This window comes from uncultured Methanobrevibacter sp. (genome assembly GCF_900314695.1).
Classification (GTDB): Archaea; Methanobacteriota; Methanobacteria; order Methanobacteriales; family Methanobacteriaceae; genus Methanocatella.
The window spans coordinates 70,792-97,758 of the sequence record NZ_OMWD01000002.1 but is presented as its reverse complement, the minus strand read 5'-3'; the positions used below and the strand labels follow the sequence as shown (position 1 = coordinate 97,758).

The following is a 26,967-nucleotide window of genomic DNA, read 5'->3' as shown; positions in this document are numbered from 1 at the left end:
TAAAAGCACACGTTTACAAAATAAAGAAACAAGACTCAAAACATTAGTTTATAATATTGATCTTTCAACAAAAATTTAAAAAAGGATTTCAACAAGACCCAAAAAATATCAAAAATATGAATAAGATTCAAATAAGCATGAGTAAATTTTTGTATACATAAACAAATAAGCCAAAATTATTGAAATATAACATAAGTTATATATAGTAAGTTTGATAATATCATTATAGGAAGTTATAATATGGAAAATCGCACAGGAATTTTTACAAATGCATTGATATGGTTTGGAGTTGCAATATCTGTTTCTGAAATAGAAGCAGGCATACAGATTGCAACAGCATCATCTTTTGATTCCTTGTGGATTCCATTAGTTCTTGGACACATTCTTGGCGGAATATTGCTCTTTTTCATAGGATTTATTGGTGCAAAACTTAGGGTTAATGCAATGGAGACAACCAAATCCGCTTTTGGCAAATATGGATCCAAATTTTTTGCAACATTGAATGTAATGCAATTAATTGCATGGGTAGCCGTTTTGAATGCCCAAGGTGCACTTGCCCTGGTTAGCTTAAATTTGCCGATTTCATTTGAAATGACATCCGCAATTCTTGCAGTCCTTGTTGCCATATGGGTTTATATAGGACTTCAGCGTTCATCAAAACTAACAACAGGAGTCATGACAGTATTAATTGCATTATTAGTTGTGATGTCTGCCAAATTACTTTTAACTGGCACATCAGCTGGAACACATACTATCTTTGGCGTTTCAAATACACTAAGCTTCTGGAATATTTTTGAAATTTCAATTGCAATGCCTATTTCTTGGCTGCCAGTAATATCCGACTACACAAAAGATGTTGAAAAGCCAGTGAAAGCTACAGCAGCATCTGCAACAGCATACACAATTGCAAGCTTATGGATGTACTTTATAGGCATAGGGATTGTTGGAATGGGGTCGACCAGCATTGCACAATCAATACTTCTCATGGGTCTTGGAACACCAGGAGTCATAATTCTTGTACTTTCAACCGTGACAACAAACTTCCTTGCAACTAATTCTGCAGGAGAATCCGCAAAATCCATTTACAACAAATTAGACCCAAAAATAGTTGGAGTTATTGTTAGTGCCATGAGCATATTGATTGCAATTTCAGGAATAATGAATCACTACATTGGTTTTCTTTATCTCATCTCATCTGTTTTTGCACCAATGGCAGCAGTGTTATTGGTATCATTCTATTTTGATGAAAATAAAGTTATGAATTGGAAATGGAATATTTTTTCATGGTTTGTAGGATTCCTTGTTTATCAACTGGCAGGATTATATGATTCCATCTTCTTTGGACCTACACTACTGTCCATTATCGTATCTGCATTACTAGCATATGCACCAGTATTGGTTAAAAAAACATCAAAACATGTTAACCACAACTAAGACATCATTTTAATATATATCTAATCTTTTTTATTGAGCAAATCCTTTAATTCATGAATTTCATCTTTTAACTCTCGAACTTCCTCTTTTAATGATGAATTTTCCTTTTGAATATCATTCAAATCAGTTTTGATATCTTCCAAAGTTACATCGTGACTGTCCTTTTCAATCAATCGATTTGTTAAAAATGAAGATATTCCTGCAGTAGTCAATGAAAATACAAACACTCCAGTAATGATTAAACAGATTGAAATGATTTTCTCTGCAACTGTTAAAGGAACGATATCTCCATAACCCACTGTTGTAATAGTCACTATAACCAAATAAAAATAATCAAAAAGGTTGTATGATGAGCCAAAAGTATGAAATAGGGCAGTATATGAAATTATAGTCACAAATACTCCCACAGATATAAAATGCAAATTACTCCGTTTTATAAAATTTCCGAAACCATCAAAGAACTTATCAAATAATATTAGAACCCTAAGTAATTTTAAAAGTCTGAAATACCTTAAAAGATTAACACCCGGAATAATGACAGGCAGCAAAACCTGAAATGGAATTGATGCTATTAATGAAACCCAAGTACTAGGTTTTTTTAAAAAATCCGATTTTGGATTGGAGTTATATAAGTCTTTTACCCAATCAATTAAAAGCAATATGCAAACAAAAATGTCAAAGTACAATACTGGAAAAATATTATTCGGCACAAATAGTGACACTGAAATTAATATAATATCAATAATTATCAAAGCATTTAACAGATTGTGCATAACATTATTTAATTTCAATATTCCACCTACTCTCTAATCTTATTTAACTATTAAATACCCGTACCAACCATCATTATCATATGATTCAATAACATGCAAAAAAAAAACATGAAATTAGAAAATAATAGGAAAAAAGGAATAGAAATTTAAACTTTATTGTGCAAGAAATAATCCTGCCTACAATCCAAGAAGTTTAAAATCCAACATAATTATATGCATCATAAGCTGCAAACAACCTAACAACTATGCCAAAAATAGTTTGAACAATAATAATGCCCAATGATAAAAGAGCAATCCATAAGACAATAAATATTATTAATAATGCCAAACCTTTTCCAATCTCACCATTCATTAGCTGTCCAAGACCCGGTACAAAAAATGAACACACAGCACGTGTCAATTTATCCGTATCCATAAAAATCCCATTTAATCCAAATAGTAGTTAAAGTTATGTCATTAATAATATTTAATATTATTCATCAACCATTAACGGTAAATTCCCAATAACATTCGCCCGTTTATCTATTGAAACTGTGTCTTCGAGCCTAACTCCAAATTCCCCTTCCAAATAAATTCCAGGTTCTACAGTTATAACCATTCCCTTCTCAATAATTGTTTCATCACGAATTGAAAAACCAGGAGTTTCATGAATATCAAGACCTAAACTATGACCAGTTGAATGAATGAATTTATCACCATAACCATATTCCCCAATAATATCACGGGCAATCTTGTCAACCTCACAACATTTAATTCCAGGTTTTATGGATTTAATCGCCTTGTCATGGGCTTCGGCCACAATATCCCAAATTTCATGTTGAAATTCACTGTAAACCATCGTACGAGTATTGTCCGAACAATAACCATTATAAATTGCACCCCAATCAATCAATATTGGCCGTCCAAGTTGTTTATTTTGAGGAACTGCATGAGGAAGGCTTGAATTAGCCCCGCTAGTTACAATAGTGTCAAATGATTCCTTGGAAGCACCATTTTCAATCATCGCTTTTACCAAATCAAATGCAACAGTGTTCTCACAATCACTTCGATTCAAAATATCCAAACTCACAAAAGCATTTTGTGCAATTTCAGTCGCTTTTTCGATATTGCTTATTTCTGAAGGTGTTTTAATCATTCTTTGCTTACCAACATAATTTTTGGAAGATATTGTGAAATCATCCTTGAACTTTTCATAAGTGCTATACGGTAAACTTGGCTCAATGGCTAAATTTTTTATTCCATCATTTTTAAGCTCACCAAGCATCACATCAAATGATTCAAATTCCCTAACCTCTATTTTAGAGTTTTTGTTGGCTATTTCCATATCCATTTTTGAGGCATAAATAATTGGATTTTCTTTAATAATACAAAAAGCAAAGCTGGTTGGTTTATAATTTGAAATATACTCAACATTAGTAAATTGAGTCAATAAATAAGCTTGAATATCATCCTTTTCCAAATCTTTTAAAATATTATCTATATGTAAGTCCATGATTAATATTAGAAAAAACTTTATATATAAAATTAGATATTTTAAAACTATGTTAAAATTTACAAGCAGTGAAATAAGAGATTTATTTATTGCATTTGTCGTTATTTCTCTTTGTTTCGGTATCGCAAATACCGGAAGAGATATGGCTGCTTTAATGGCCATACTTCCAATGATTATGGTTGGTGTGGGGCTTGGTTTTATTTTACACGAGCTCGGACATAAATTTGTATCAATGAAGTATGGATACTGGGCAGAATTCAAATTATGGCCACAAGGATTGATATTTGCACTCATAACTTCCTTTTTTGGATTCGTATTTGCCGCCCCAGGTGCAGTCTACACATATGCAAATTACATGACAGATGAAATTAATGGTAAAATATCCGTTGCAGGACCTGTTGTGAATATTGTCTTGGCAGCATTATTTTTTATTGTTGCAACTTTGGTATATCGATCTGCATTTACTTCACAGACTTCATTATTAATATACCAAATATGTGCTTTAGGATATTCAATCAACAGTTTCTTGGCAGTGTTTAATCTATTGCCTATTGGAAACCTTGACGGGTCCAAAGTTTTAAGATGGAATGTTGGAATTTGGATTGTAACAATAGCCATTGCAGGTATTATGACAGCATTACCTATGACAATGGGCTTTGAAATCATGGTAAGGACAGATTTAGGATTTTAGATTATGAGCGAAGAAATCACATATTTTACAGGAACACATAGAGTAATTGCTCCAAGCAAAACAATTGAAATCAATGAAAATAAGTTAAAAGTAGCTGGAATAACACGTATTGCAGATATTACTGATTTAGACAGAATCGGCCTTCCAATATATACTGCAATCAGACCAACTGCTGAAGATGGTGCGGTTAGCATATACGGAGGAAAAGGAATAACCAAAGATCATGCAAAAGCATCTGCAATGATGGAAGGCTTTGAGAGATATTCTGCCGAAAGACAAGACATCGATGAAACCATTATTGCAAGTTTGTCTGAAATTGAAGAGTTTGGAGAATACATTGATCCTAAAAGCTTAAATTTACCAAAGGAATTTGAGAAAAAAGACATTAGTGATTTGAGTCTTGAATGGAGTAAGTCAATAGACCTTATTTCAAATAGGGAATATTATATTCCGACAAATGCGATTTACCACCCATATATTTCTAAAGATGACTCACAAAGCCTATTTAAATCAAATACCAATGGCCTTGCTTCAGGAAATATCTTGGAAGAAGCAATCCTGCATGGAATCTTTGAAGTCATTGAAAGAGATGCATGGAGCATTTTTGAATTGACCCATAAAAACTATGCCCAAATCGATATAAGCAGCATTGAAAATGAAATCATTATCGACATTATTGAAAAATTTGAGAGTGAAGGCATTAAAATTAAATTAATGGACTTTACTGCAGACATTAAAATTCCTACAATAGCTGCTTCTGCAGATGACACAATAACAAAAGATGCTGGACTTCTGACTTTAGGAATGGGCACTCATCTGGACCCAGAAGTTGCAATTTTAAGGGCTCTTACAGAAGTTGCACAAAGTCGAGCAACACAAATCAACGGAGCTCGTGAAGACACTGTCAGAGCTGATTTTGCTCGTGAAGCAGGTTATGAACGAATGAAAAGAATTAATAAATTTTATTTTAGAGACGAAGAAGAACAAATCAAATTATCAGATATTGAGAATAAAAGCACATCATCAATAACAAGAGATATTGAAATCGTTAAGGACGAGTTAGTATCCAATGATATTCAAAAAATATTATACAGCAATTTAACAAGGCCGGAACTTGATGTAAGTGTTGTTAGAGTAGTTATTCCGGAAATGGAACTTTACACAATTGACCCAAGTCGAGCAGGATATAGATTTTTAAAAGTCTGATTTATATGATTAAAGTTATAATTTACACAGGTCTTTCCTTACCATTCAATGAAGCAAAAGAAATACTGGACAGCAGTGCCGACGTAGATGTGATTTATGAAAGGCCAATTAAAAGAGGTGATTTAAACCTCGCTTTAAAAAAGCATCCCGATATCATTGGAATAATTGATGGAGTCTTTCACCAAAACTCTGCAGTTGGACATAAAGAGATTCTGAATGCAATTAATTCAGACATTGACGTCTTTGGAGCTTCAAGTATGGGTGCATTGAGAGCATCAGAACTTGACACATTAGGAATGACAGGTATTGGATATTGCTACGAACAATATGCAACAGGTGCGATTGATTCAGATGATGAAGTTGCAGTAATGTTGGATGGTGAAAGTTTAGAAGCCCTTTCAGTTCCATTAATAAACATGAGATATGTTTTCGACAATGCAACATCTGAAAACATTATAAGTGAAGAAGAAAAAGATGAATTGTTGAGCATTGCCAAAAAAACATATTATCCAAAACGAAATTATTCTTTAGTCTTGAATGAATCAAGTTTAGATGATAATAAAAAAGAAATCCTAATTAATTTTATTCGTGAAAGTAAAGACATCAAAAAAGAGGATGCCAAATTATTGTTAAAGCATATCCAATCTATTATATGCCAAAGCAAATAAATTCTATTTTTTAAATTAAAATAAATTTAAATTAAAATTGAATTAATTAAAATAAAAAAAGTGACAACAACTATCATTATATTAACCATGAAATTAAAATAATGAAAGTTGAATTTGTGAGGGAAAGTAGATTATTCTTTCATCTCTTTATATTTTTTTAAAACAATATCTGGAGTTTCAATACACTGGTCAAAAGTTGTGGTAAACTCTTTAGGTTCAAAAACATCATCGACTTTTCTAAGCCCTTTCAGTGAAATGGTCTCAGCATCAATTTTAAACCCAACACCATCTGCATCAACACTAATCAAATTGATTTCGATTTCTGAAGCATCATCCAAATTCTGATTAGCTTTAACATCATACTTTAAATTTAAGATTTTATGAGGTATGATTTCATTGATGGTTCTTTTGATTACTGAATCAAAAAGTTCCAAAAACTTTTTAGCAGGTGGCAAGTCATTAGCCCACCAATAAGTAATTACTGAATTAAGGATTATTTCATGTTCTGCAAAATCATCATAATATCTTGCACGAACACTCACACCACTTTCAATAACTTTTACTAGCAATACAGGACTAACAACCATCATATCACAATTATTCAACTAATGCTTTAATTAAATCACTAGCTCTAACTAGTCCAACTAAATCTCCTTCAACACCAATAACCGGAATTTGTTCAATATTTAATGATTTCATTTTTTTAGCACAGTCTGTGACTTTAGTTTTTGAGTTAGCTACTTCCACATTACCAACTGCAACATCGCCAACAACTTTTTCAGTGAATTTTAAATGATTTTTCTCAATGTACAATACGGAAGTACTGTCCCATGACCATTTATCACCTTCAGTTCCAACAGTGGAACTGTGTTCACTTCTTTCGGAAATTATTTCTATTTCAGCAATAAAATCAGTTTCTGTTAAAATACCTGATAATTTTGCATCATCATCCAATGCCAATACTGATTTTAAACCGAATTGATTCATGGTTTCAAATGCCACATTCAATGGAGCTTTTTCCCAAGTTGTCGGAACGGTAGTAATCATATAATTTTCAACTGCATCATCAACATCAACTTTTGTTAATGCTTTGGATACCAAATCAAATGAAGTGATAATTCCTACCAATTCCCCATCATCATTAACAACAGGAACTCTTCTAACATTATTCTCAATCATTTCACGTGCAGCATCAGTTACATCATCATCAGGACTTACGGTAACTAATTCCCTACTCATTAACATTGCAAGTTGTTCTTCATCAGGATTATTAATTAAATCTGAACGAGTAATAACACCTACCAATATATTAGTGTCTTCTTTTACTACTGGAAGTACTGCTTTATTTTCTTTTCTCATTAAGTCTAAAACTTTTTCACGGTTTCCAGGTACAGAAACACTTACAACATTTTTAGACATTGTTCTTTTGACTAACATAAAAACACCTATATAATTAATATGAAATAAAAAAGGTAGAATCTAATGCACTACAAGAACAGCACACTTAGCAGAGTTTACAACTTTATCTGCCACACTACCCATAATAAATCTATCGAAGCCAGATTTACCTGAACTTCCCATAACAATTAAATCAACCTGTTCCTCATTTGCCACTTCTAAAATAACCCTAGCAGGAGAACCTTCCCTAATGACATGAGTGATTTTAATATCATCCTCATTTAACTTATCAAATTCCTTAAGGTTTTCCTCAGATCTTTCATTTAAGACTTGATTTAACTGATATATTTCATCATCTAATGGAAGCCCGTTAACAAAATTATTTTCAGTAACGCTTACAGCCACAATTTCAGCTCCACTAACCTTAGCTAAAAATAGAGCGTGTCTTTGTGCTTTTTTTGCGAATTCAGACCCATCAGTTGGGACTAATATTTTTTTATACATTATTAACATCTCCCTATATAGTATATAAATTATACCATTATACTATATGTTTAATTTTTTATTAATGATATATAATATATTTTTCGATTCGCAACGATTTATCATATTTAAGTAAGGATTAATAGAAAAAGAATTTGACACCATGAATTCAGCAGGACAACCAACTGAAATTAATGACTTTTCAACAACATGATTAATTTCACTACCACAGACATTAGTGGTAGTCATTTTTAATAACTCTTTTGGATTTAAATAATCATTATAATAAACTGACATAAGTTTTAAAGTGAATTCCAATTCTCTGAACATGTTTGGAGAGTTGAGCATCACATTGTCCGTTCCAATTAATGGTTTAATACCCAAATTTAGAATTTGATTTAATGGTGTGACTCCCACATTTAACGTTGCATTAGCTCTTGGACAGACAACAACATTCTGATTTGATTTTGAAACTGAATTTAAATCATCAACTTTTGGATTAGTTAAATGAACCAATTGACTGAATTCAGATTCAACACCCCTTCCTATTTCTGTTTTATTGAATTGATCCAATGATTCTATTTGATTGGATTCGGATTCCGCCACATGAATTGAAGAAATCTTATTATTTTTTCTGCATTCATCAACAATTATCTGAGCAACTTCATCCGTAATTTCTCCAAAGCCGCTTGGAGCAATGCCGTCAGCAATTTTTAGAAGTTTGCGAACAGCAATTTTGACTTTCCTTAAATCAGGGCTATCACCATAAAAACTGTCATCACGCCCTAAAATTATAGGTTTTATTGGAATATCGCGTGCCGCCTTTTTTAAAAGTTCGACACCTTTTATTCCACCTTCGCGATAATCAATAAAGTGTGTGATTCCACTTTCAACCATTTCCCACATTGTGTCTTTCATAGCAGATATAATTTCTTCATCTTCAGCATTAGCTAATGCTTTATGCTTTACACCATCAGGAGGCTTTACCATTTCACTTAATGATAAAGAATATCCTTCATCTTTAATAATCGAATCACCAATATGCATATGACCATTGATAAATGACGGGCAAACAACAGCACCATCTACATCAATGATTTTGCCTTCCATAGAATCCTTTCCAATATCTATGATAATACCATCATCAACGACAATATTTTCCTTTGTTAATGTCAAATCTTGGCCTTTTAAAATGATTCCATTAGTTATAGTAAACATTAAAGGAAAATCTAATTTTTTTAATTAATAAATTTAACCCTACATTAAGTTTATTTAATTGAAAAAGCAATATTAAACTTAACAATTAGATGAATGCATCTTTTATTAAAAGGGGATGATTTTATTAATTCTCAAGAAATTCGCTATTTTTACAGAAATATTGTGAAAACAGGAAATGTTTACCGTGTTAAACACAATAATAAAGATTATGGAGAATTTAAAAAGTTATCCGATGCATTATATGAAAGAGATGCGCTATTTTTTTGCAATTTCGATTATGATTTGCTTGTCGAATGTGATTTAGAAAACAAGTACGAACATATGGAATTACCACCATTTCCTGAAAAAAGACCAAAAGGAAGAATTAAAGGAATGCATGTCAATAAAAAGGAAAGGGAAGGTGAAATTCTTTTTAATCATAAAATGCGCAAATTTTACATTCAAAGAGGCGAAGAGATTATCGGCCAATACGATACAATGACCGAAGCGTTTTATTATAAAAAGATTCTGATGGACAATGACTGGGACTTGAATGTTTTAAAAACTAACGTTACTGAAAGAATTGAAGTCAATATCATCATTGACCCTACCAGAGAGTATAAAGTTAAATTAAACTACTGTCCCAAATGTAAAAGCAGATTGGATATTGATGCGACAGAGTGTCCATCTTGCGGTATAGACATTAAAGAATATTTATATAATAATTAAAAAAAGAGATAGAGAGATTAATCTCCATCAGTATATTTGTTTAAAGATTTTACATTGATTTCATTATTTTGAACAGCTTGAATAGCATTTAAAGCTGCTCTTGCACCTGCTAAAGTGGTAACATAAGGAATACCCAATTCAATAGCCAGACGCCTAATGATATAACCATCCCTTGCAGACTGTTTACCTTCAGAAGTGTTAATAATTAAATCAATCTCTTTGTTTAAGATTGCATCTCTAATATTTGGAGATCCTTGTGAAACTTTTTTAACCTTTTGAACTGATTTAAGACCTGTTGCGTCACCAGTACCTGCAGTGGCAACAATGTCAAATCCTAAATTAGTAGCTTTTTCAGCGATAGGTCTTATTTTCTTTTTATCTGCTTCTTTAACACTTATAAATATTTTACCTTCTTTAGGTAAAACCATTCCTGCTGAAAGTTGAGATTTGTAAAATGCCATTCCATAGCTTTCATCGATACCTATACTTTCCCCAGTGGATTTCATTTCAGGACCTAATACAGTATCGGATTCAGGAAGTTTTAGGAATGGGAATACTGACTCTTTTACAGCCACATGATCTATCTTAATTTCTTTGGTTAAATCAAAGTCTTTCAATTTGGCACCATTCATAATCCAAGTAGCTACTTTAGCAAGAGGGACTCCAATAGCTTTACTTACAAATGGAACTGTTCTACTTGCACGAGGGTTAGCTTCAATAATGTAAACCATTTCCTCATCAAGTTTTACAGCATATTGAATATTCATTAAACCTTTAACGTCAAGTTCTAAAGCCAATTTGGTTGAATTTTCACGAATAGTATCTAATATATGTTCAGGAATAGTTTGAGGCGGAATTACACATGCGGAATCTCCTGAGTGAACACCAGCTTCTTCAATGTGTTCCATGATTCCTGCAATGAATACATCTTCACCGTCACATAATATATCTACATCCAATTCAATAGCATCTTCCAGGAACTTATCTACCAAAATAGGATGTTCTGGTGAAACTTTCACAGCCTCTTTCATATATTCTTCCAGTTCATGATTATCATAAACAATTTCCATTGCCCTTCCACCAATTACATATGATGGACGTACCAATACTGGGAATGTGATTTCCTCAGCAATGGATTTTGCTTCCTCAAATGAGTTAGCTGTTCCATAAGGTGCTTGATGAATATGTAATTTTTCTAAAAGTTCAGCGAACAATTCTCTGTCTTCAACCCTGTCAATGCTTTCATATGGAGTTCCTAATATTTTAACACCTGCATTAGCTAATGGAACTGCCAAGTTAATGGAAGTTTGACCACCGAATTGAACAATGACTCCATCAGGTTTTTCCTGATCAATTACACCCATCACATCTTCAAATGTTAAAGGTTCGAAGAAGAGTTTATCAGAAATGTCATAGTCAGTACTTACTGTTTCAGGGTTGTTGTTGATTAATATAGTTTCAATTCCATCTTCTTTAAGAGCAAGAGATGAATGTACACAACAGTAATCAAATTCAATACCTTGACCAATTCTGATAGGTCCAGCACCAAGAATGACAACTTTCTTTTTAGTAGTGGATGCCAATTCATTTCCAGCATCATAACTGCTGTAGTAATATGGAGTTTTAGCTTCAAATTCTGCAGCACAAGTATCTACCATTTTATAGGATTGTTGAATGTTATATCTTAAAAGCAAGTTTCTGATATATTCCTCGGTTTGGCCTGATAAATCAGCTAATCTTTTATTTGAACAACCCATCTGTTTTGCTTTTCTTAAATAGTATTCATCATTCAATTTATCAGCAGTAACATCATTTTCGAAGTTTACAATGTTTCTGATTTTGTATAAGAAGAAATTATCAATGTTTGTAAGTTCCCTTACTTTATCAATGTCCATTCCATCTTTAATAGCAGAATAGATTTGGAAGTAGATTAAATCAGTTGGATGTGCAAGGTCATCTTCAGTGTATTCAACATATTCAAATCCATCAAAGCCCATATCAAGTGATCTTAAAGCTTTTTGGAATGCTTCTTCAAAAGTTCTTCCAATAGCCATTACTTCACCGGTTGCTTTCATTTGAACTCCGACTTCACGGCCGATTCCTTTAAACTTGTCAAATGGCCATCTTGGAATTTTAATTACAACATAATCAATTGCAGGTTCAAAAGAAGCAGGAGTTTCTTTGGTAATGTCGTTTTTAATTTCATCCAATGTCATTCCTAAAGCGACTTTTGAAGAGATTTTTGCAATCGGATAACCTGTTGCTTTGGATGCAAGTGCACTACTTCTTGATACCCTTGGATTTACTTCAATAACTTTGTATTCATCGGTTTCAGGATTGAGTGCGAATTGAATGTTACATCCACCGCGAATACCTAATGCACGAATAATCTTGATTGATGCATCACGCATCTTTTGAATGGTTTCATCACATAAGTTTTGAATAGGAGCAACAACAACACTGTCCCCTGTGTGAATACCCATAGGATCGATGTTTTCCATGGTACATACAATAATACATGTATCTTCCTTATCTCTCATTACTTCAAATTCTATTTCTTTCCATCCTAAAACAGATTCATCAATAAGAACTTGATTGATGAAACTCATATCTAATCCATGAGTGGCAATTTCAATTAATTCTTCCTCATCATGTGCTATTCCACCACCAGTCCCGCCTAATGTGAATGCTGGTCTGACGATTACTGGATAACCTATTTCCTTTACGGCATCGAGTGCTTCATCTACACTTTCAACAGCTTGACATTTTGGAATTTCTTCACCAATTTCCTCCATCAAGTTAGCGAATAAATCCCTATCTTCCACATCTTTAATGGTTTGAACATCAGAACCTAATACTTTGATTCCTTCGAGTAATCCTAAATCTCCGAGACCTGTTGCAATATTCAATCCAGTTTGTCCACCCATAGTAGGCAATATTGAATCAACTTCCTCTTCCTTTATAATTTTAGCAACAACTTCAGGAGTTAATGGTTCTGTATAAACAGTATCTGCCATGCCTAAATCAGTTTGAATTGTAGCAGGATTACTGTTAACAAGTACTGTTTCTATTCCTTCTTCCCTTAGTGATTTACATGCTTGTGATCCTGAATAATCGAATTCTGCTGCTTGTCCAATTTGGATAGGTCCGGAACCAATAATTAATACTTTTTTAATATCTTTATCTACTGGCATATGTAATCCCCATTTATTTAATAATCATCCATCATTTTGTTAAATTCATCAAAAACACTTCTTGTATCATTTGGACCAGGTCCTGCTTCAGGGTGGTACTGTATACAATGTAATGGCAATTCTTTATGTGAAATTCCTTCAGGAGTTCCATCATTCAGATTAACGTGAGTTAAAACTAAATCAGTTTCTTTTAAAGATTCCTTATCAATTGTGAAACCATGATTTTGAGATGTGATATATACTTTTCCAGTGTTTAAATCTTTAACAGGCTGATTTTCACCTCTATGTCCAAATTTCATTTTATAAGATTTAGCTCCAAAAGATTTAGCTATTAATTGTTGACCCATACATATTCCAAAAATAGGTAACCTATTGGATAGCTTTTTCATAGTTTCAATGGTTTCAGTTACCCTATCCGGATTTCCAGGTCCTGAAGTAATCATCAATCCATTAGGAGAGTAATCCAATATTGTTTTATAATCAGTATCATAAGGGAATAAAATTATTCCAATATCCCTTTCCAAAAATGAATTAATAATATTCTTTTTAACACCACAGTCAATTAATGCAACTCGTTTGTCTGCATCCTCATTGAATACTTTGATTTCTTTTGTAGAAACTTTTGGAACAACATCAAAATCTTCAATGCTTGGTTGTGAACGAGCCATTTCAAGTAACTTATCATCTGGAATGTCCTCAGTTGTTATTGCTGCTTTAAGAGAACCTCTTTCACGAATCTTTAAAGTTAAGTCACGTGTATCGATTCCACTGATTCCAGGTGTTTCAAATTCTTTTAAAAAGTCATCCAAAGTTTTCTGAGGTCCAAAATTAGAAACTTCACGACAAACCTCACGACAAACAAAACCTTCAACCTGAATCTTATCAGATTGATACCAATCTTCACTTACCCCATGATTTCCTTCCAATGGATAAGTGGACATCAGAATTTCTCCCTTAAAAGAAGGATCTGTTAATGATTCAGTATAACCACCCATACCTGTGGAAAAAACAAGTTCTCCCAATTTAGTGGTTTCATAACCAAATCCTTCTCCTTTTAAAACAGTACCATCTTCCAAAGCTAATTTAGCTATTTTTACCATTAAATCACCATCATAAAAAAATTATAATAATTTTCTATCTTTTATATATTTTATTTTACCATATTATTAAACTTTGTTTTTATATATAAAAAAAGAATTTTTTAAAGAAAAAAATTAAAAAATCGTGCCCTCAATCGAATAATTATTTACAATGAAAGTTAGACATGCAAAAAACAGCCATAGCTATTGAAAAAAAATAAGAAAAAATTTTGAAAATAAAATTAAAATCAAAAAAGTATTTTAACTCACAGAAACCTCCAAATAATATTTTAATTAAATGTGTACATAATAGTTAATAATTAAAATCAATGAGTGTGGAAAATGGATTTGGAAACTCAAAATCTTGTTAAAAAACACCTTAATGCTAAAGATTTTGCTAAATTTAAAAAATTGACTAGTAAAACTACATTATACAATGTTCCAGACTCCCTAACCGGAGAGCTGAGACCCTATCAAAAAATTGGCTATTCATGGTTAGTTCAAAATATCAGATATGGATTTGGAAGCATACTCGCCGATGACATGGGTCTTGGAAAAACAATACAAGTATTAACTGCAATTCTTTACTACAAAGAAGAAGGTCTCCTAGAAGACAAAACCGTGCTAATTATTGTACCTCCAACTTTAATATCCAATTGGGAAAATGAAATTAAAAAATTCACACCCGATTTAACCTATTTTATTTACCACGGATCCAATAGAAATTACCCTTTGGAAAGCTATGACATCATTCTTACTTCCTATGGAATCATAAGACTAGACCTGGATATGTTTTTAGATGAAAAATGGTTTATATGTGTTATTGATGAAGCTCAAAATATTAAAAATCCAAACACTGAACAAACAAAAGCCATTAAAACTGTTAACGCCAGATCAAAAGTTGCCCTAACCGGAACACCTATTGAAAACAAATTAATGGACTACTGGTCAATATTTGATTTTACAAATAAGGGATACTTGTCAACAAAAGATGATTTTAAAAGGCAATTTGTAATGCCCATAGAAAAATTAGAAGATGAAGAAACATTGCATGAACTTAAAGCAATAGCCAAACCATTTGTTTTAAGACGTTTGAAGACCGATGAAGATATTAAAAAAGAATTGCCTGAAAAATTCATAAACGACATTTACTGCACTTTAACCAAAAAGCAAATAAAATTATACAATGCTATTCTGGAAGAAATATTTTTTGATATTGAAAATTCAAAAGGAATTCAAAGAAAAGGAATAATTCTTAAAATATTAACTGCACTAAAACAAACATGCAATCATCCTGCACAATTTTTATCTATCAAAAATCCAAAAATAAGTGAATCCGGAAAAATGGAACTTTTAGTGAACATATTGGAAAACATCTTGGACAATGATGAAAAGGTCATAATATTCACACAATATGTGGAAATGGGTAAACTAATCCAACAATTAATTTCTAAAAAGTTCAAGCAGGAAGTACTATTTTTACATGGATCACAAACAAGAGAAGAAAAATCAAGAATCATCAATACCTTCCAGGAGGATGAAAACTATAAAATTTTTGTTGCAACACTTAAGACCGGTGGAACAGGGTTAAATTTAACTGCTGCCCAAAATGTAATTCATTATGATTTATGGTGGAATCCTGCAGTGGAAAATCAGGCCACAGACAGGGTCCACAGAATTGGCCAGGAAAATGATGTGATGGTTTACAGATTCATTACCAAAGGAACATTGGAAGAAACAATCGATGCAATAAGCAAACATAAAACCGACCTTGCCGCCAAATCCATCAGTAACGATGAAACATTCCTTACTGAAATGACAAACGAAGAACTAAAAGAAGTTTTAAAATTAAGAGTATAATCTTAAAATCTCATGCTGAAGTTTAGACTTCTTGATGAATGGGTTAAAGCCCCTATTGATATAATATCAACGCCTAATTTGGCATAATCCAATATAGTATTTTCAGTAATGCCTCCTGACACTTCAATCAATGAACATTTCCGAATGTTTAGTTCATTTAACTTGTTAATTACTTCGCTGACCTCCTCAGGTGACATGTTATCAAGCATTACGATATCAGCACCATTTTTAACACATTCAATAGCATCATCAAGTGTTTCCACTTCAATTTCTATCTTTTTAGAAAAGCTGGTATTTGTCTTAGCTTTAAGAAGAGCATCCAAAGGATTTTCACATGTAGCAATGTGATTGTCCTTAATCAACACCATATCATCCAAGCCGAAACGATGAGTATCTGCTCCACCTACACTTAATGCATATTTATCAAATTTGGCAATTGCAGGTGAAGTCTTGCGTGTTCCAGCAACCCTCACACTATAATCCTTGACAAGATTAACATAATGATTAGCTGCACTGGCCACTCCACTCATTCTCATGGATAAATTCAAAACTGTCCTCTCCAAAAGCAGTATTGTTCTCGCATCACCAGAAACAGACATGAGCAAATCATTTTTAGATATTGGAGAGCCATCCTTTAGCCAAAAGCTGACCTTAACACCATATTCTTCAAATACCTCTTTAATTATATCCATTCCTGCCAAAATTCCCTCATCTTTTGAAATTATCTGAGCAGATATTTCCAAACCTTTTTCTACAACAGCATTTGAAGTAATATCACCGAATCCCTCATCCTCGGCCAACATATATTCTATAATTTTATCCAAAAAATCACCTAAACTTTAATAATTAATTAAAATATATATTTATTCTGCAATATAATTATAAGTGATTATATATGGAAATAATATTTTTAGGAACCTCTTCAGCAGTACATTCAAAGGAGAGAAATCAAGTTTCAATTGCAGTTAAGGCATTCGGAAAAGTGATGTTATTTGATTGTGGAGAAGGAACTCAAAGACAAATGCTTCACACAAAAGTAAGCCCTATGAAAATATCCAAGATATTTATCACACATTTTCATGGAGACCATATTTTAGGCCTTCCAGGACTCATACAATCCCTAGGACTACATGGCAGGGATGAAAAACTAATAATATATGGTCCTAAAGGATTGCATAAAGTCAGAGATGCAATATTAAATTTCGGATATTGCAAATATGAATATCCTCTCGAATTCATTGAAATAGAACCAGGCATTATTGAAGAAACTGAAGAATACATTATCAAATGTCAGTCAGTCAGACATAATGTTCCAGCCCTTGCATATTCAATTGAAGAAAAGAAAAAACCAAGATTTTTGAGAGAAAAAGCTATTGAATTGGGAGTTCCCGTAGGCCCTCTTTTCGGCAAATTGCACAATGGACAGGAAGTTGAAGTTGATGGGCGAATCATAAAGCCGGAACAGGTTCTTGGAGAACCTAGAAAAGGAATTAAACTCACATATTCTGGAGACACCAGACCCTGTGAAGAAATGATTAACCTTGCAAAAGACAGCACACTTTTAATCCACGAATCAACATTTACACGTCAAGATGAAGAAAATGCAGAAGAACATGGTCATTCCACAGCAGCTGATGCAGCATATGTTGCAAAGCAATCAAACTGTAGAGAATTGATTTTAACACACATCAGCACACGTTATAACGGAGAATTTTCTAAAATTATATTGAATGAAGCACGAGAAATTTTTGAAAATACTGAAATCGCTTACGATTTAATGGAAATTGAAATTAAATGATATTATGAACATTTTAGCAACAATTGATAATAATGTACAAACTATAATTTACATAATAATCATTATTGTTTCAACTACAGTCATAACAAAACTTATTGAATATTTAATGAAAAAAAGGAAAAACCATAGCCGTAATATTACTGCAGCATTCCTTATTAAAGACCTTGTAATTTACGCACTATATTTTATTGCATTAATGTACATTTTACAGTTATTTGGAGTGAACCTTGCAGGAACATTATTGAGTTTAGGTATTGTAGGTATTGGAGTGAGTTTTGCGGCCAAAGACATTATTTCCAATTTATTTTCAGGAATAATATTAATACTTGGAAAAAGCATTAAAGTTGGAGATACTATTGAAATTGAGGGCAATAAAGGAACTATCGAGAGTATTTCCCTAAGATCAACGGTTATCGTTGATAATTTAGGAGTAAAAATTCATATTCCAAACTCCACATTAACAAATAATCCATATAATGGATTTAAATCTAATGAACTACGTAGAGTAGATTTATATATTGGATTGCCATTAAATATTGATGTTGAGGACTTTAAAGAATATATTATTAAGAAAATTGTAACTTATGATACAATAGATAAAACTATAAGACCTAATGTTTTTGTAACTGAAACCAGCTTTATACAAGTCAAACTTAAAGTATCTTTTTGGGTAAAAGATTATGACAGTGATGATAGATGGAATTTAATAACATCCGCTAGAGATAAATATAAAGTAGTAATAACTAACGATATTAGAAAATATATTGTTATGATGGGTGAGAAAAATGAGTAGTTCAATACAGGAAGAAATTTTAAAATTAAAAGAAGAAAAAAATGCTATAATATTAGCGCACAATTACCAGCCTAAAGAAATTCAGGAAATTGCCGATTTTTTAGGAGATTCATTAGAATTATGTATTAAAGCCTCTGAAATTGATGATAAAGATTTAGTTATCTTTTGCGGTGTTGACTTCATGGCAGAAACTGCATATATCCTAAATCCAGATAAAAAAATTGTTATTCCAACTCTTGAAGCGGAATGTCCAATGGCACATATGTTACCAGAAGAGGAATTATTAAAAGCAAAAGAGGAACATCCTGATGCAGGAGTTATTCTTTACGTGAATAGTATCGCAGAAGCAAAGCAGCATGCAGACACATTATGTACTTCAGCCAATGCTGTTAAGGTTACTGAAAGCTTAAAGCAAGACAAAATATTATTTGGCCCTGACACTAACTTGGGAACACATGTTGCTAAAGAAGTGGATAAAGAAATCATCCCTGTTCCAAAAGGCGGACACTGTTATGTTCACAAACTGTTCCATGTTGAAGATGTTGAACTAAAAAGAGAACAGCATCCTAATGCAGAGATAATCTGCCACCCAGAATGTAATATTGAAGTTCAAGAAGCTTGTGACCAAGTAATGTCAACTGGAGGCATGTTAAGATACATTACCTCAAGTGATAAGGAAGAATTTGTACTTGGAACTGAAATTGATATGATTACTAGAATCAATTTGGAAATTGAAGGCAAAAAACTATACCCATTACTTGAAGGGGCAATCTGTGAAACTATGAAATTACACACCCTAGAAAAAGTAAGAGATTCACTTGTAAATGAAGCTCCACAAGTCACATTGCCAAAAGAAGTTGCTGAAAAATCTTTAAAAGCGGTTCAGCATATGCTTGATGCATCAAAATAGCTAGTTTAACTAGCAAACTTTTTTTATTTTTCAATTTTTTTAAAAAATGAATTTAAAGCACTAATAAGTTCTTTAAAATAAATTTGTCTTGATCTATCTTCGCATGTAGACAATACAACAATTTCACAATCATCAACGAGATTTTTCAAGGGAACAGTATCAAATTCAGGCGTGAAATATAAATCATCATATGGACTCAAAACCAATGTTTTGGCTTTGACATTGCTTAATTTATCTTCAATATCATAATGAATAATTGCTTCATTTTGCAAGTTATAATCATAAATATCTATGAACAAACCTTGCTCGACAAATTCATCCATCAGCACATCAATTTCATTATTGGTCATTTCTTGAAAGATACGCTTAGAGAAATACTGAGAATATAAAATTTTATTTATAGTAATCATAGTTTTGGTTAAAGATTCATCATAGATATCCGAATAAAAGTCTTTACTGGAATCAATGATACTTTCAATTCCTTTAGCTATTACATACCTATATCCATTAGTCTTAAAGGAACTGTTAGCAATTATTATAACATCCATATCATCAGGATACTCACAGGCCCAAGTATAAACTTCATATCCACCCATTCCCCTACCAACAATAGCATGAACTTTTTCAATGTTTAGTTTTTCCTTAATGAATTGCTTTTTACAATTTACCTTGTCTAAAAAATCATATTTAGGAAAATTGTATTTCAAACCTGTTGTGGAAGGACAACATGAATCTGGAACTCCCAGAGAAGTAATTGAAATAATAAAAAATTTATTTAAATCGAAAGGAGTTCCGGAATCTGTTAACTGAGGATAGTCATTTATTGAAAAACAATTTCTATCATAATTGGGGCAGTAAATGATAGCATTGATTATATTTCCTTCATCATCATATTTTGGAGTGCCCTTTAAAATAAATTCAACAGTTACATCTTCAAGAATTTCACCATTTTGAAATTTGAAATTATTCAAATTGAATTTATCGTATTCATAAATAAATTTTCCATCATTCAAGAATAATATCTCCATTTTGATTATGTTATTTGATTATAAGTTTAAGGGGATATATAAATTTAAACAAAATGAATGAAATTGTTTACATGTCCTCTAAAAAGCTTGAAAGAAACACATTCATTTCTATTTCTTCCCTTGAGATGAAATCATCAAGGCGAATTCTTGAAACCTCACTTTGAAAAGGATATAACTTATCTTCAAAATACATTTTAATCTTTAACAAATCCCCATCAACAAATGTGGATTCGGTCAAATTTTCATCCAAATATTTGATTTGTTCCCATGACAATCCGAAAATGGTATATTCTATGAATTTCTTACCTTCAGCACCACCATAATCGGAAATTTTTACATCCATCTTATCCCTCAAAATTTTCCATGAAATCAGCCAATTGGGAAGAAATTGTTTCAAGTTCATTGAAACATAAATGTCCCAAATCAGAATCCATAATAATCAATTCAGATTCATTAATCATTTCAGACATTGGAATTCCATCAAGTTCCGGAGGGAAATGAGGATCATGTTTGCAGGATATAATCAACACTTTAGATTTGATTTTGCCCAAATCATTTTCAACATTATAATACATACAGGACTCGTTGCAATACTTCACATCATAAATATCAACATTTATACTTTCATTTCCAAAGTTTTCAAATTCTGCACTTAATTCCTCATTACTCATATCACGTAAGGCTTTTTTAGAAAGTCCAAAATTAAATTCTGCTAGATTAGCCAATCTCAATGTCCTAATCAAAGAGTAAGTCATCTCTCCCCTGTTGTAGTCCGGATCAGATTCTATAATTTCATTGACAAACTTTGATAAAATAAAATCATGTCCCGCAACCTTATAGCTACTTACCCCGCAGATTATGAAATCTGCAAAATCAGGGTCTTCAATTGCTTGAGTTAAACTGACAAATCCACCCATTGAATTTCCAATCATTCCCAAAACATGAGAAATATTGAATTTTTCGGCTAAAAATTGTTTTTGAAAATTGACAACATCTTTAATCGTGTATTTTGGAAATTTATTTTTTAAATTAGTAGATGATGGGGAACATGACCCTGGAGATCCCAATGCAGATAAACATATAAAAAAGTATTTGCTTTCATCAAAGGGGTCATTTTCTCCAACCAATGGTAAAATTTTTTTCATTGAAGCGAAATTGCCCAAGGAACCATGACAATACACAATCACATTTTCAATAATGCCTTCATCATTATATTTTGGAGTTCCAAAAGTCGTATATTCAACTTTGAGATTTTTAAGAACATTTCCATTTTCAAATTCAAATGAATCTAAAGTAAAAAATTCATTTTTATCATCAAAATAATCTTCATCGTAAATTCTAATCCCACCGAATTTTTTTTAATCATTAAAATCTATAAAAAACAAATTATTTAAATCAATCTAAACAATGTTATTGTGATGAAATATAAAATTTTAGAAAAACCTAATTGTGAAGATGCATATGATTTGGTTCATGAAGCTTTGCGTAAAAGAGCGACAATATTAATATTTGCATGCTGCAAAGTCAATTATGAAGGTAGAGCATTAAGTGAGCTAGATTGGGGAGAACGTATAATTATGATAAAGCCCGATGGGGCATTCTTAATCCACCAAGACAAAAAAGTAGAACCGGTCAATTGGCAACCTCCAAAATCAAAAACAAGAAGTTACATTAAAAATGACAATCTTTTCTTAGAAAGCCACAGAAGAACACCCAAAGAGTTGCTAACAGTCGAGATAAGAAAAATCCAGTTTATCAATTATGCCAATATTGAAGACTTTGAAGAACTCGAACAGGCAGGATATGAAAAAGACATGAGCGATATGATAATGGAAAAACCACACATGATTGAAGACGGTTTTATTCCAACCACACGAGAATATAGCGTGGAGCATGGTTTTATTGACATTTTAGGAAAAGATAAAGATAATAATTTAATGGTTTTGGAATTAAAAGCTCGTAAAGCTGGAGTCAGTGCAGTAAAACAACTAAGAAGATACCTCCAAGACCTTGAAAATACAGATAATGATTATCTAAAAGAATGTAAAGCTCAAAAGAAAAAAATTCGAGGATTGCTCGTGGCCCCATCAATCATGAATGATGCGGAAGAACTTCTTGAAGAAGAGGGCATTGAATTCGTATCAGTTGAACCTCCTCGAGAATTAAAAAGAGATAAGAAAATAACATTAGATGCATTTTAACTCAATGCATCCTCAATTCTTTTCATTTCGTCCAGGTAAAATCTTTTGGTAAATTTATTTGCCGGAATGGAATTAGTAACGTGACAATCTTTTTCCAATTTATAAATAAGATAATCTTCAGTTTCTAAAGAAAGAGTTCCATCATCATCCAATAATACCAAATCATCCAATTCTTTGAGAATATCATCATATTCCTTTTCTTCGAGAGCAATTACATCGTCCAATTCCATTTCTTGAACTTTAGGATTTAATTGTAATGCAATAGCTACAAAGCCATTGACTGATTTGTCTGAAATTTCAAATGTGGACATCCTTATTTCTTCCATGGATAATTTTACATGATGTACAGTATTTTTTGTAACGGGAATTTCACTTGATATGCCAATCTGATTGATTTCATAATTATTTTTCCAATCACCTATTTTATAAACTGCATAATTTATATCATCAATGTTAATAATTTCATCACTAGACATTCTATCACAATTATAAATATCTTTTTATAAAATAAAAACATTATTATTAAATATACTGTTAATTTAAATGGAGGTTGAGCTGTGAAAAAATGTCCTGAATGTGGAAATCCAAGTTATGATGGTGCTCCTGTTTGTGGAAATTGTGGTTACAAATTCCCTAAACCAAAAACTAAAGTCATTAAAGAAGAAAGTATCTTTGACAAAGCACCAGAACCAAAGAAACCTTCCACTGATGAAAGCACTGTCAATATTTTAAAAGAAAAAAAACTTGTTATTGGTGCAATACTTATAATAACTTTAATTGTGATTTGTGGAATTGTTTTAACTGGATCACACCATAACAATAACTCTTCAGTATCAAGTAACGATTTAATTAAAGTTAGTGAAGGAGCATTCTCATTCAAATATCCTGGAAATTGGGAAGAAATTAATGGAAGTGATGCAGAACACACAAATGCAAAATTCTATAAAAACGAAAACAATACCATAATTGAATATTACAATAGTACACTAGAGTCTTCATCCCTAAAAGAAATTACTAAAGATAGAATCAGTTATGCTCAAAATAATAATTCCTATGTGGAACTTGTTGAAACCATTAAATTAGATGGTAGAAATTCCTCAAATATTATTTTAGAAAATGCTGACGGTAATTATACAAGATTTGTTTCATTATTTAGTGATGGAAAGCTATATGTATTTAAAATTACTGGAGAATCAATGAATGCAGTTACTTCAGATGATATTACTACAATGATAAATACTGCAGACATTGCTTAAGTATGATTAATTTCATACTTCTATTTTTATTTTTAAAGTGTTAATATGACTAGAGTTAAGATTGCACTTTGTCAAATGAATGTTGTTGACAATAAAGATGAAAATTTAAAAAACGCTGAAAGGATGATTGAAAAAAGCGTTGATGAAAATTCTGATTTTATAGTTTTACCTGAAATGTTCAACTGTCCTTATTCAAATGACAAATTTATTGAATACTGTGAAGAAGAAAAAACAAGCAAAACTCTTTTAAAAATTTCCAACTTAGCATCAAAGAACCAGGTTTACATTCTTGCAGGATCCATTCCTGAAAAAGAGAATGGTAAATTGTACAATACCAGTTATCTTTTTAACCGGAATGGTGAAATAATCGCAAAACATAGAAAAATGCATCTATTTGATATAGACGTTAAAGGGAAAATAAAATTTATGGAATCTGATGTTTTAACCGCTGGAGATAATGTTACAACAGCAAATACTGAATTTGGAAAAATAGGTATTGGAATTTGCTACGATATTCGTTTTCCTGAACTTGCAAGATTAATGGCACTTGAAGGTGCATCAATACTCTTTTATCCGGGAGCATTCAATATGACTACAGGTCCTGCACATTGGGAGTTGCTATTCCGCACAAGAGCACTGGACAACCAAGTTTTCTGCGTAGGTGTTGCGCCTGCATTAAACAAGGATGCAAGTTACCATAGCTTTGGACATTCCATAATTACAAGTCCTTGGGGAGAAGTAATATCTGAGGCAACTGAAAAAGAAGAGTTAATAATATCTGAAATCGATTTAAGTGAAATAAAAAAAATAAGAGAAGAGCTTCCTCTTTTAAAAAATAAAAGGGAAGACATTTATGAAGTTAACAAAAAACAGCTATTTTAATTTAGCCAATCTTTTTTCGAAGTAAGACAATTTTTTATCATTATCAGCGAATACTTCACAAGCAGTTTCTATGACCCTAATTTCATTATCGTTGTCATTTGCTTTTCTATAAAGTACACATAACCTTTTATATGGAGCATCTTTAGCCATTTTGGCTTCAACATAACGTTCATATTCTTTTATAGCCTTTTGAGGATTGGTTTTTTCCATTTCTTTAATGGTGCTCATAGGAATAACTTTTACGATAGCTTCTCCAGAGTCTTTAGCCTTTTGTCTTTTTTGTGCTTTTTTAATTGCCTTATTACAAGATTTTTTGAAGTCCTTATCATCTTCTGTTTTTCTTGCATCTTTAATTAGTTTGATTGCTTCATCAGTTGCTAAATCACCTAATGCCTGAATGGCAGCCAATTTAACACCCCAATCTTCATCATCAAGACATTTGGCAATATTATCAAGTTCATCATAAGCTTGAAGTTCACCTAAAGCACGTACCGCAACTTTTCTAACCCCAAAGTCCTCATCATCCAAAGCTTCAACAAAGTACGGAATTACCCTTTTGTCTTCAGTTTCTTTAAGTGCAAAAGCAAGGAAACGTTTATCTTTACCTTCAGCATTATTAAATTCATTAATTAACTTATCAACAGCTACATCCCCCATATTTCCCAATATTTCAGCAGCTTTAAATCTTACCTGAGCATTATCATCAGTAGTTGCTTTAATTAAAGGTTCAATAGCTTCTTCATCAGTTGTTCCAACCAATGATTCTATTGCTTCTTTTCTAACTTTAACATCATCATTTGATAAATTGTTAATAGCTTCTTCAAAATTAAAATTAGTCATGATAATAAGTTAGATTTTAAGAGTATATAAATATTCAAAAAATAGAAAAAAAATAAGAGAAAAAATCTCTTATCTAAATAGCAGTCCATCCACCGTCAATACAGATGAGTTGACCAGTACAGAAACTAGATGCATCAGATGCTAAGTAAATTGCAATACCATCCAATTCACCAGGTTTTCCTAAACGACCAGCAGGACAGTATGCTTTAATAAGATCCATGAATCCTTCCATTTCGATGGATTCAACAGTCAATTCGGTTTCAAATACTGCTGGACCAATTGCATTAACAGTAATGTTATATGGTGCCCATTCTACAGCCAAGTTTTTGGTTAAGTTCATTACTCCACCTTTAGCTGAAGAGTATGCGCTAATTCCACCACCAGGGAAAATTACTCTAGAGTGGATTGAACCGATGTTAATGATTTTACCGTATTCTTGTTCAATCATGATTTCTCCAACAGCTTTACACATGTAGTATACACCACTTAAGTCAATGTGTATGTGTCTTTCCCATTCTTCATTGGATTGATCCATAACAGGTTTGTTGTTTCCCATACCTGCAGCATTAACTAAAATATCGATTCTTCCATAAGCATCCATAACTTTAGCAATTGCTTCGGTGATACTGTCATAATCTCCGACATCACATACAGCGTACATTACGTCAGTGCCATATTCTTTTTCGATTTCAGCAACATTTTCTTGTAATCTTTCTTACCTTCTTGCAAATAATGCTAATTTTGCACCTTGACTAGCATATGCTTGTGCAATTTGCCAACCAAGACCTGATGAAGCACCAGTAATAAGTGCAACTTTGTCTTTAATATCGAAATAGTTTTTCATTTTATATACCACCTGAGGCATAAGCCTACAATTATAATATATCAAAATCAAACTATTTAATAATTTTTATTTAAATCACAAATAACCGAACATATTTTAATATTATATAAAGAATAATATATATTTTTCAAAAATTGATTAATAAATATTAATAAAAATATATTAAGTTAAGAAAAAAATTAGTAAAAATTGTGATATTGAACAATGAAAA

27 protein-coding genes and 1 pseudogene are annotated in these 26,967 nt (G+C 32.0%); 12 read left to right on the top strand and 16 right to left on the bottom strand.

Annotated elements, in window-relative coordinates; translation table 11 throughout:
* The first annotated feature begins 240 nt into the window (after window positions 1-240).
* Entirely contained in the window at window positions 241-1,434 is a 1,194-nt protein-coding gene (locus QZN45_RS00895; RefSeq protein WP_292606233.1) for a cytosine permease, read from the top strand.
* Between the two features lie 20 nt (window positions 1,435-1,454).
* Here QZN45_RS00895 and QZN45_RS00890 read toward each other — a convergent pair whose 3' ends face one another.
* The 3 genes from QZN45_RS00890 to QZN45_RS00880 form a co-directional block, all read right to left on the bottom strand.
* Entirely contained in the window at window positions 1,455-2,225 is a 771-nt protein-coding gene (locus tag QZN45_RS00890; protein ID WP_296810528.1) for an ion channel, read from the bottom strand.
* Between the two features lie 175 nt (window positions 2,226-2,400).
* A complete protein-coding gene (locus QZN45_RS00885) occupies window positions 2,401-2,622 on the bottom strand; it encodes a hypothetical protein (protein WP_292606235.1) in 222 nt (73 codons plus the stop codon).
* A 57-nt stretch (window positions 2,623-2,679) separates the two neighbouring features.
* Complete coding sequence (locus QZN45_RS00880; protein ID WP_394340013.1) at window positions 2,680-3,699, bottom strand: M24 family metallopeptidase; 1,020 nt, start codon at window positions 3,697-3,699, stop codon at window positions 2,680-2,682.
* Between the two features lie 49 nt (window positions 3,700-3,748).
* Between QZN45_RS00880 and QZN45_RS00875 the strand changes: the two genes are divergently transcribed.
* Genes QZN45_RS00875 through QZN45_RS00865 form a run of 3 tightly spaced genes read left to right on the top strand, consistent with a single transcriptional unit; the run spans window position 3,749 to window position 6,264 of the window.
* Complete coding sequence (locus QZN45_RS00875) at window positions 3,749-4,390, top strand: site-2 protease family protein (protein ID WP_292606237.1); 642 nt, start codon at window positions 3,749-3,751, stop codon at window positions 4,388-4,390.
* Window positions 4,391-5,596: a YcaO-related McrA-glycine thioamidation protein gene (locus QZN45_RS00870; protein ID WP_292606378.1), complete on the top strand. Its 1,206-nt coding sequence runs from the start codon at window positions 4,391-4,393 to the stop codon at window positions 5,594-5,596.
* Window positions 5,597-5,601: 5 nt separating this feature from the next.
* Window positions 5,602-6,264 (top strand): TfuA-related McrA-glycine thioamidation protein, encoded by a 663-nt coding sequence (locus QZN45_RS00865; RefSeq protein WP_292606239.1) that lies wholly within the window; start codon window positions 5,602-5,604, stop codon window positions 6,262-6,264.
* A gap of 131 nt (window positions 6,265-6,395) precedes the next feature.
* Here the strand turns inward: QZN45_RS00865 and QZN45_RS00860 are convergent, their stop codons facing one another.
* The 4 genes from QZN45_RS00860 to QZN45_RS00845 are packed head-to-tail and all read right to left on the bottom strand — an operon-like array spanning window position 6,396 to window position 9,363.
* Window positions 6,396-6,851, bottom strand: coding sequence for a hypothetical protein (locus QZN45_RS00860; RefSeq protein ID WP_292880319.1), 456 nt, complete (start codon window positions 6,849-6,851; stop codon window positions 6,396-6,398).
* 10 nt (window positions 6,852-6,861) lie between these two features.
* Window positions 6,862-7,701 (bottom strand): CBS domain-containing protein, encoded by an 840-nt coding sequence (locus tag QZN45_RS00855; protein WP_292606243.1) that lies wholly within the window; start codon window positions 7,699-7,701, stop codon window positions 6,862-6,864.
* A 42-nt stretch (window positions 7,702-7,743) separates the two neighbouring features.
* Window positions 7,744-8,166 (bottom strand): universal stress protein, encoded by a 423-nt coding sequence (locus QZN45_RS00850; RefSeq protein WP_292606245.1) that lies wholly within the window; start codon window positions 8,164-8,166, stop codon window positions 7,744-7,746.
* 42 nt (window positions 8,167-8,208) lie between these two features.
* Window positions 8,209-9,363, bottom strand: a complete 1,155-nt coding sequence (locus QZN45_RS00845; RefSeq protein WP_292606247.1) for an amidohydrolase family protein — start codon at window positions 9,361-9,363, stop codon at window positions 8,209-8,211.
* 93 nt (window positions 9,364-9,456) lie between these two features.
* On the opposite strand from QZN45_RS00845, the gene QZN45_RS00840 reads away from it, so the two are divergent.
* Entirely contained in the window at window positions 9,457-10,071 is a 615-nt protein-coding gene (locus QZN45_RS00840; RefSeq protein WP_292606249.1) for a zinc ribbon domain-containing protein, read from the top strand.
* A gap of 17 nt (window positions 10,072-10,088) precedes the next feature.
* Here QZN45_RS00840 and carB read toward each other — a convergent pair whose 3' ends face one another.
* Both carB and carA read right to left on the bottom strand, forming a co-directional pair.
* The gene (gene carB / locus QZN45_RS00835) at window positions 10,089-13,265 is read right to left on the bottom strand and encodes a carbamoyl-phosphate synthase large subunit (protein ID WP_292606251.1); all 3,177 of its coding nucleotides are present in this window, start codon (window positions 13,263-13,265) and stop codon (window positions 10,089-10,091) included.
* 17 nt (window positions 13,266-13,282) lie between these two features.
* Window positions 13,283-14,365 carry a glutamine-hydrolyzing carbamoyl-phosphate synthase small subunit gene (gene carA, locus QZN45_RS00830; protein ID WP_292606254.1) on the bottom strand — a complete coding sequence of 361 codons (1,083 nt, stop codon included), beginning with the start codon at window positions 14,363-14,365 and terminating at the stop codon, window positions 13,283-13,285.
* A 321-nt stretch (window positions 14,366-14,686) separates the two neighbouring features.
* Between carA and QZN45_RS00825 the strand changes: the two genes are divergently transcribed.
* Window positions 14,687-16,204 carry a DEAD/DEAH box helicase gene (locus QZN45_RS00825; RefSeq protein ID WP_292606256.1) on the top strand — a complete coding sequence of 506 codons (1,518 nt, stop codon included), beginning with the start codon at window positions 14,687-14,689 and terminating at the stop codon, window positions 16,202-16,204.
* 2 nt (window positions 16,205-16,206) lie between these two features.
* Here the strand turns inward: QZN45_RS00825 and nadC are convergent, their stop codons facing one another.
* Window positions 16,207-17,028 carry a carboxylating nicotinate-nucleotide diphosphorylase gene (nadC, locus tag QZN45_RS00820; protein ID WP_292606259.1) on the bottom strand — a complete coding sequence of 274 codons (822 nt, stop codon included), beginning with the start codon at window positions 17,026-17,028 and terminating at the stop codon, window positions 16,207-16,209.
* 71 nt (window positions 17,029-17,099) lie between these two features.
* Between nadC and rnz the strand changes: the two genes are divergently transcribed.
* The 3 genes from rnz to nadA are packed head-to-tail and all read left to right on the top strand — an operon-like array spanning window position 17,100 to window position 19,705.
* The gene (gene rnz / locus QZN45_RS00815; protein ID WP_292606261.1) at window positions 17,100-18,002 is read left to right on the top strand and encodes a ribonuclease Z; all 903 of its coding nucleotides are present in this window, start codon (window positions 17,100-17,102) and stop codon (window positions 18,000-18,002) included.
* Window positions 18,003-18,006: 4 nt separating this feature from the next.
* Window positions 18,007-18,795 (top strand): mechanosensitive ion channel family protein, encoded by a 789-nt coding sequence (locus QZN45_RS00810; RefSeq protein ID WP_292606263.1) that lies wholly within the window; start codon window positions 18,007-18,009, stop codon window positions 18,793-18,795.
* On the top strand, window positions 18,788-19,705 hold the full coding sequence (gene nadA, locus QZN45_RS00805) for a quinolinate synthase NadA (protein WP_292606266.1): 918 nt from the start codon (window positions 18,788-18,790) through the stop codon (window positions 19,703-19,705). Before QZN45_RS00810 ends, nadA begins: the two co-directional genes overlap by 8 nt.
* 23 nt (window positions 19,706-19,728) lie before the next feature.
* On the opposite strand, the gene QZN45_RS00800 is transcribed toward nadA, so the two are convergent.
* From QZN45_RS00800 to QZN45_RS00790, 3 genes are all read right to left on the bottom strand, one after another.
* Window positions 19,729-20,718, bottom strand: a complete 990-nt coding sequence (locus tag QZN45_RS00800) for a homoserine acetyltransferase (RefSeq protein WP_296810516.1) — start codon at window positions 20,716-20,718, stop codon at window positions 19,729-19,731.
* A gap of 82 nt (window positions 20,719-20,800) precedes the next feature.
* On the bottom strand, window positions 20,801-21,076 hold the full coding sequence (locus QZN45_RS00795; protein ID WP_292606270.1) for a DUF5750 family protein: 276 nt from the start codon (window positions 21,074-21,076) through the stop codon (window positions 20,801-20,803).
* Window position 21,077: 1 nt separating this feature from the next.
* Complete coding sequence (locus QZN45_RS00790) at window positions 21,078-22,070, bottom strand: alpha/beta fold hydrolase (RefSeq protein WP_394346744.1); 993 nt, start codon at window positions 22,068-22,070, stop codon at window positions 21,078-21,080.
* An 81-nt stretch (window positions 22,071-22,151) separates the two neighbouring features.
* Between QZN45_RS00790 and nucS the strand changes: the two genes are divergently transcribed.
* Complete coding sequence (nucS, locus tag QZN45_RS00785; RefSeq protein WP_292606274.1) at window positions 22,152-22,934, top strand: endonuclease NucS; 783 nt, start codon at window positions 22,152-22,154, stop codon at window positions 22,932-22,934.
* On the opposite strand, the gene QZN45_RS00780 is transcribed toward nucS, so the two are convergent.
* A complete protein-coding gene (locus QZN45_RS00780) occupies window positions 22,931-23,410 on the bottom strand; it encodes a hypothetical protein (protein WP_292606276.1) in 480 nt (159 codons plus the stop codon). The genes nucS and QZN45_RS00780 overlap by 4 nt on opposite strands.
* Before the next feature lie 81 nt (window positions 23,411-23,491).
* On the opposite strand from QZN45_RS00780, the gene QZN45_RS00775 reads away from it, so the two are divergent.
* Entirely contained in the window at window positions 23,492-24,190 is a 699-nt protein-coding gene (locus QZN45_RS00775; RefSeq protein WP_292606278.1) for a zinc ribbon domain-containing protein, read from the top strand.
* Window positions 24,191-24,235: 45 nt separating this feature from the next.
* On the top strand, window positions 24,236-25,072 hold the full coding sequence (locus tag QZN45_RS00770; protein WP_292606280.1) for a carbon-nitrogen hydrolase family protein: 837 nt from the start codon (window positions 24,236-24,238) through the stop codon (window positions 25,070-25,072).
* Here the strand turns inward: QZN45_RS00770 and QZN45_RS00765 are convergent.
* Window positions 25,064-25,912, bottom strand: a complete 849-nt coding sequence (locus QZN45_RS00765) for a HEAT repeat domain-containing protein (protein ID WP_292606282.1) — start codon at window positions 25,910-25,912, stop codon at window positions 25,064-25,066. The genes QZN45_RS00770 and QZN45_RS00765 overlap by 9 nt on opposite strands.
* Window positions 25,913-25,985: 73 nt before the next feature.
* Window positions 25,986-26,756: pseudogene (locus tag QZN45_RS00760) on the bottom strand (SDR family NAD(P)-dependent oxidoreductase).
* Window positions 26,757-26,967: the final 211 nt, after the last annotated feature.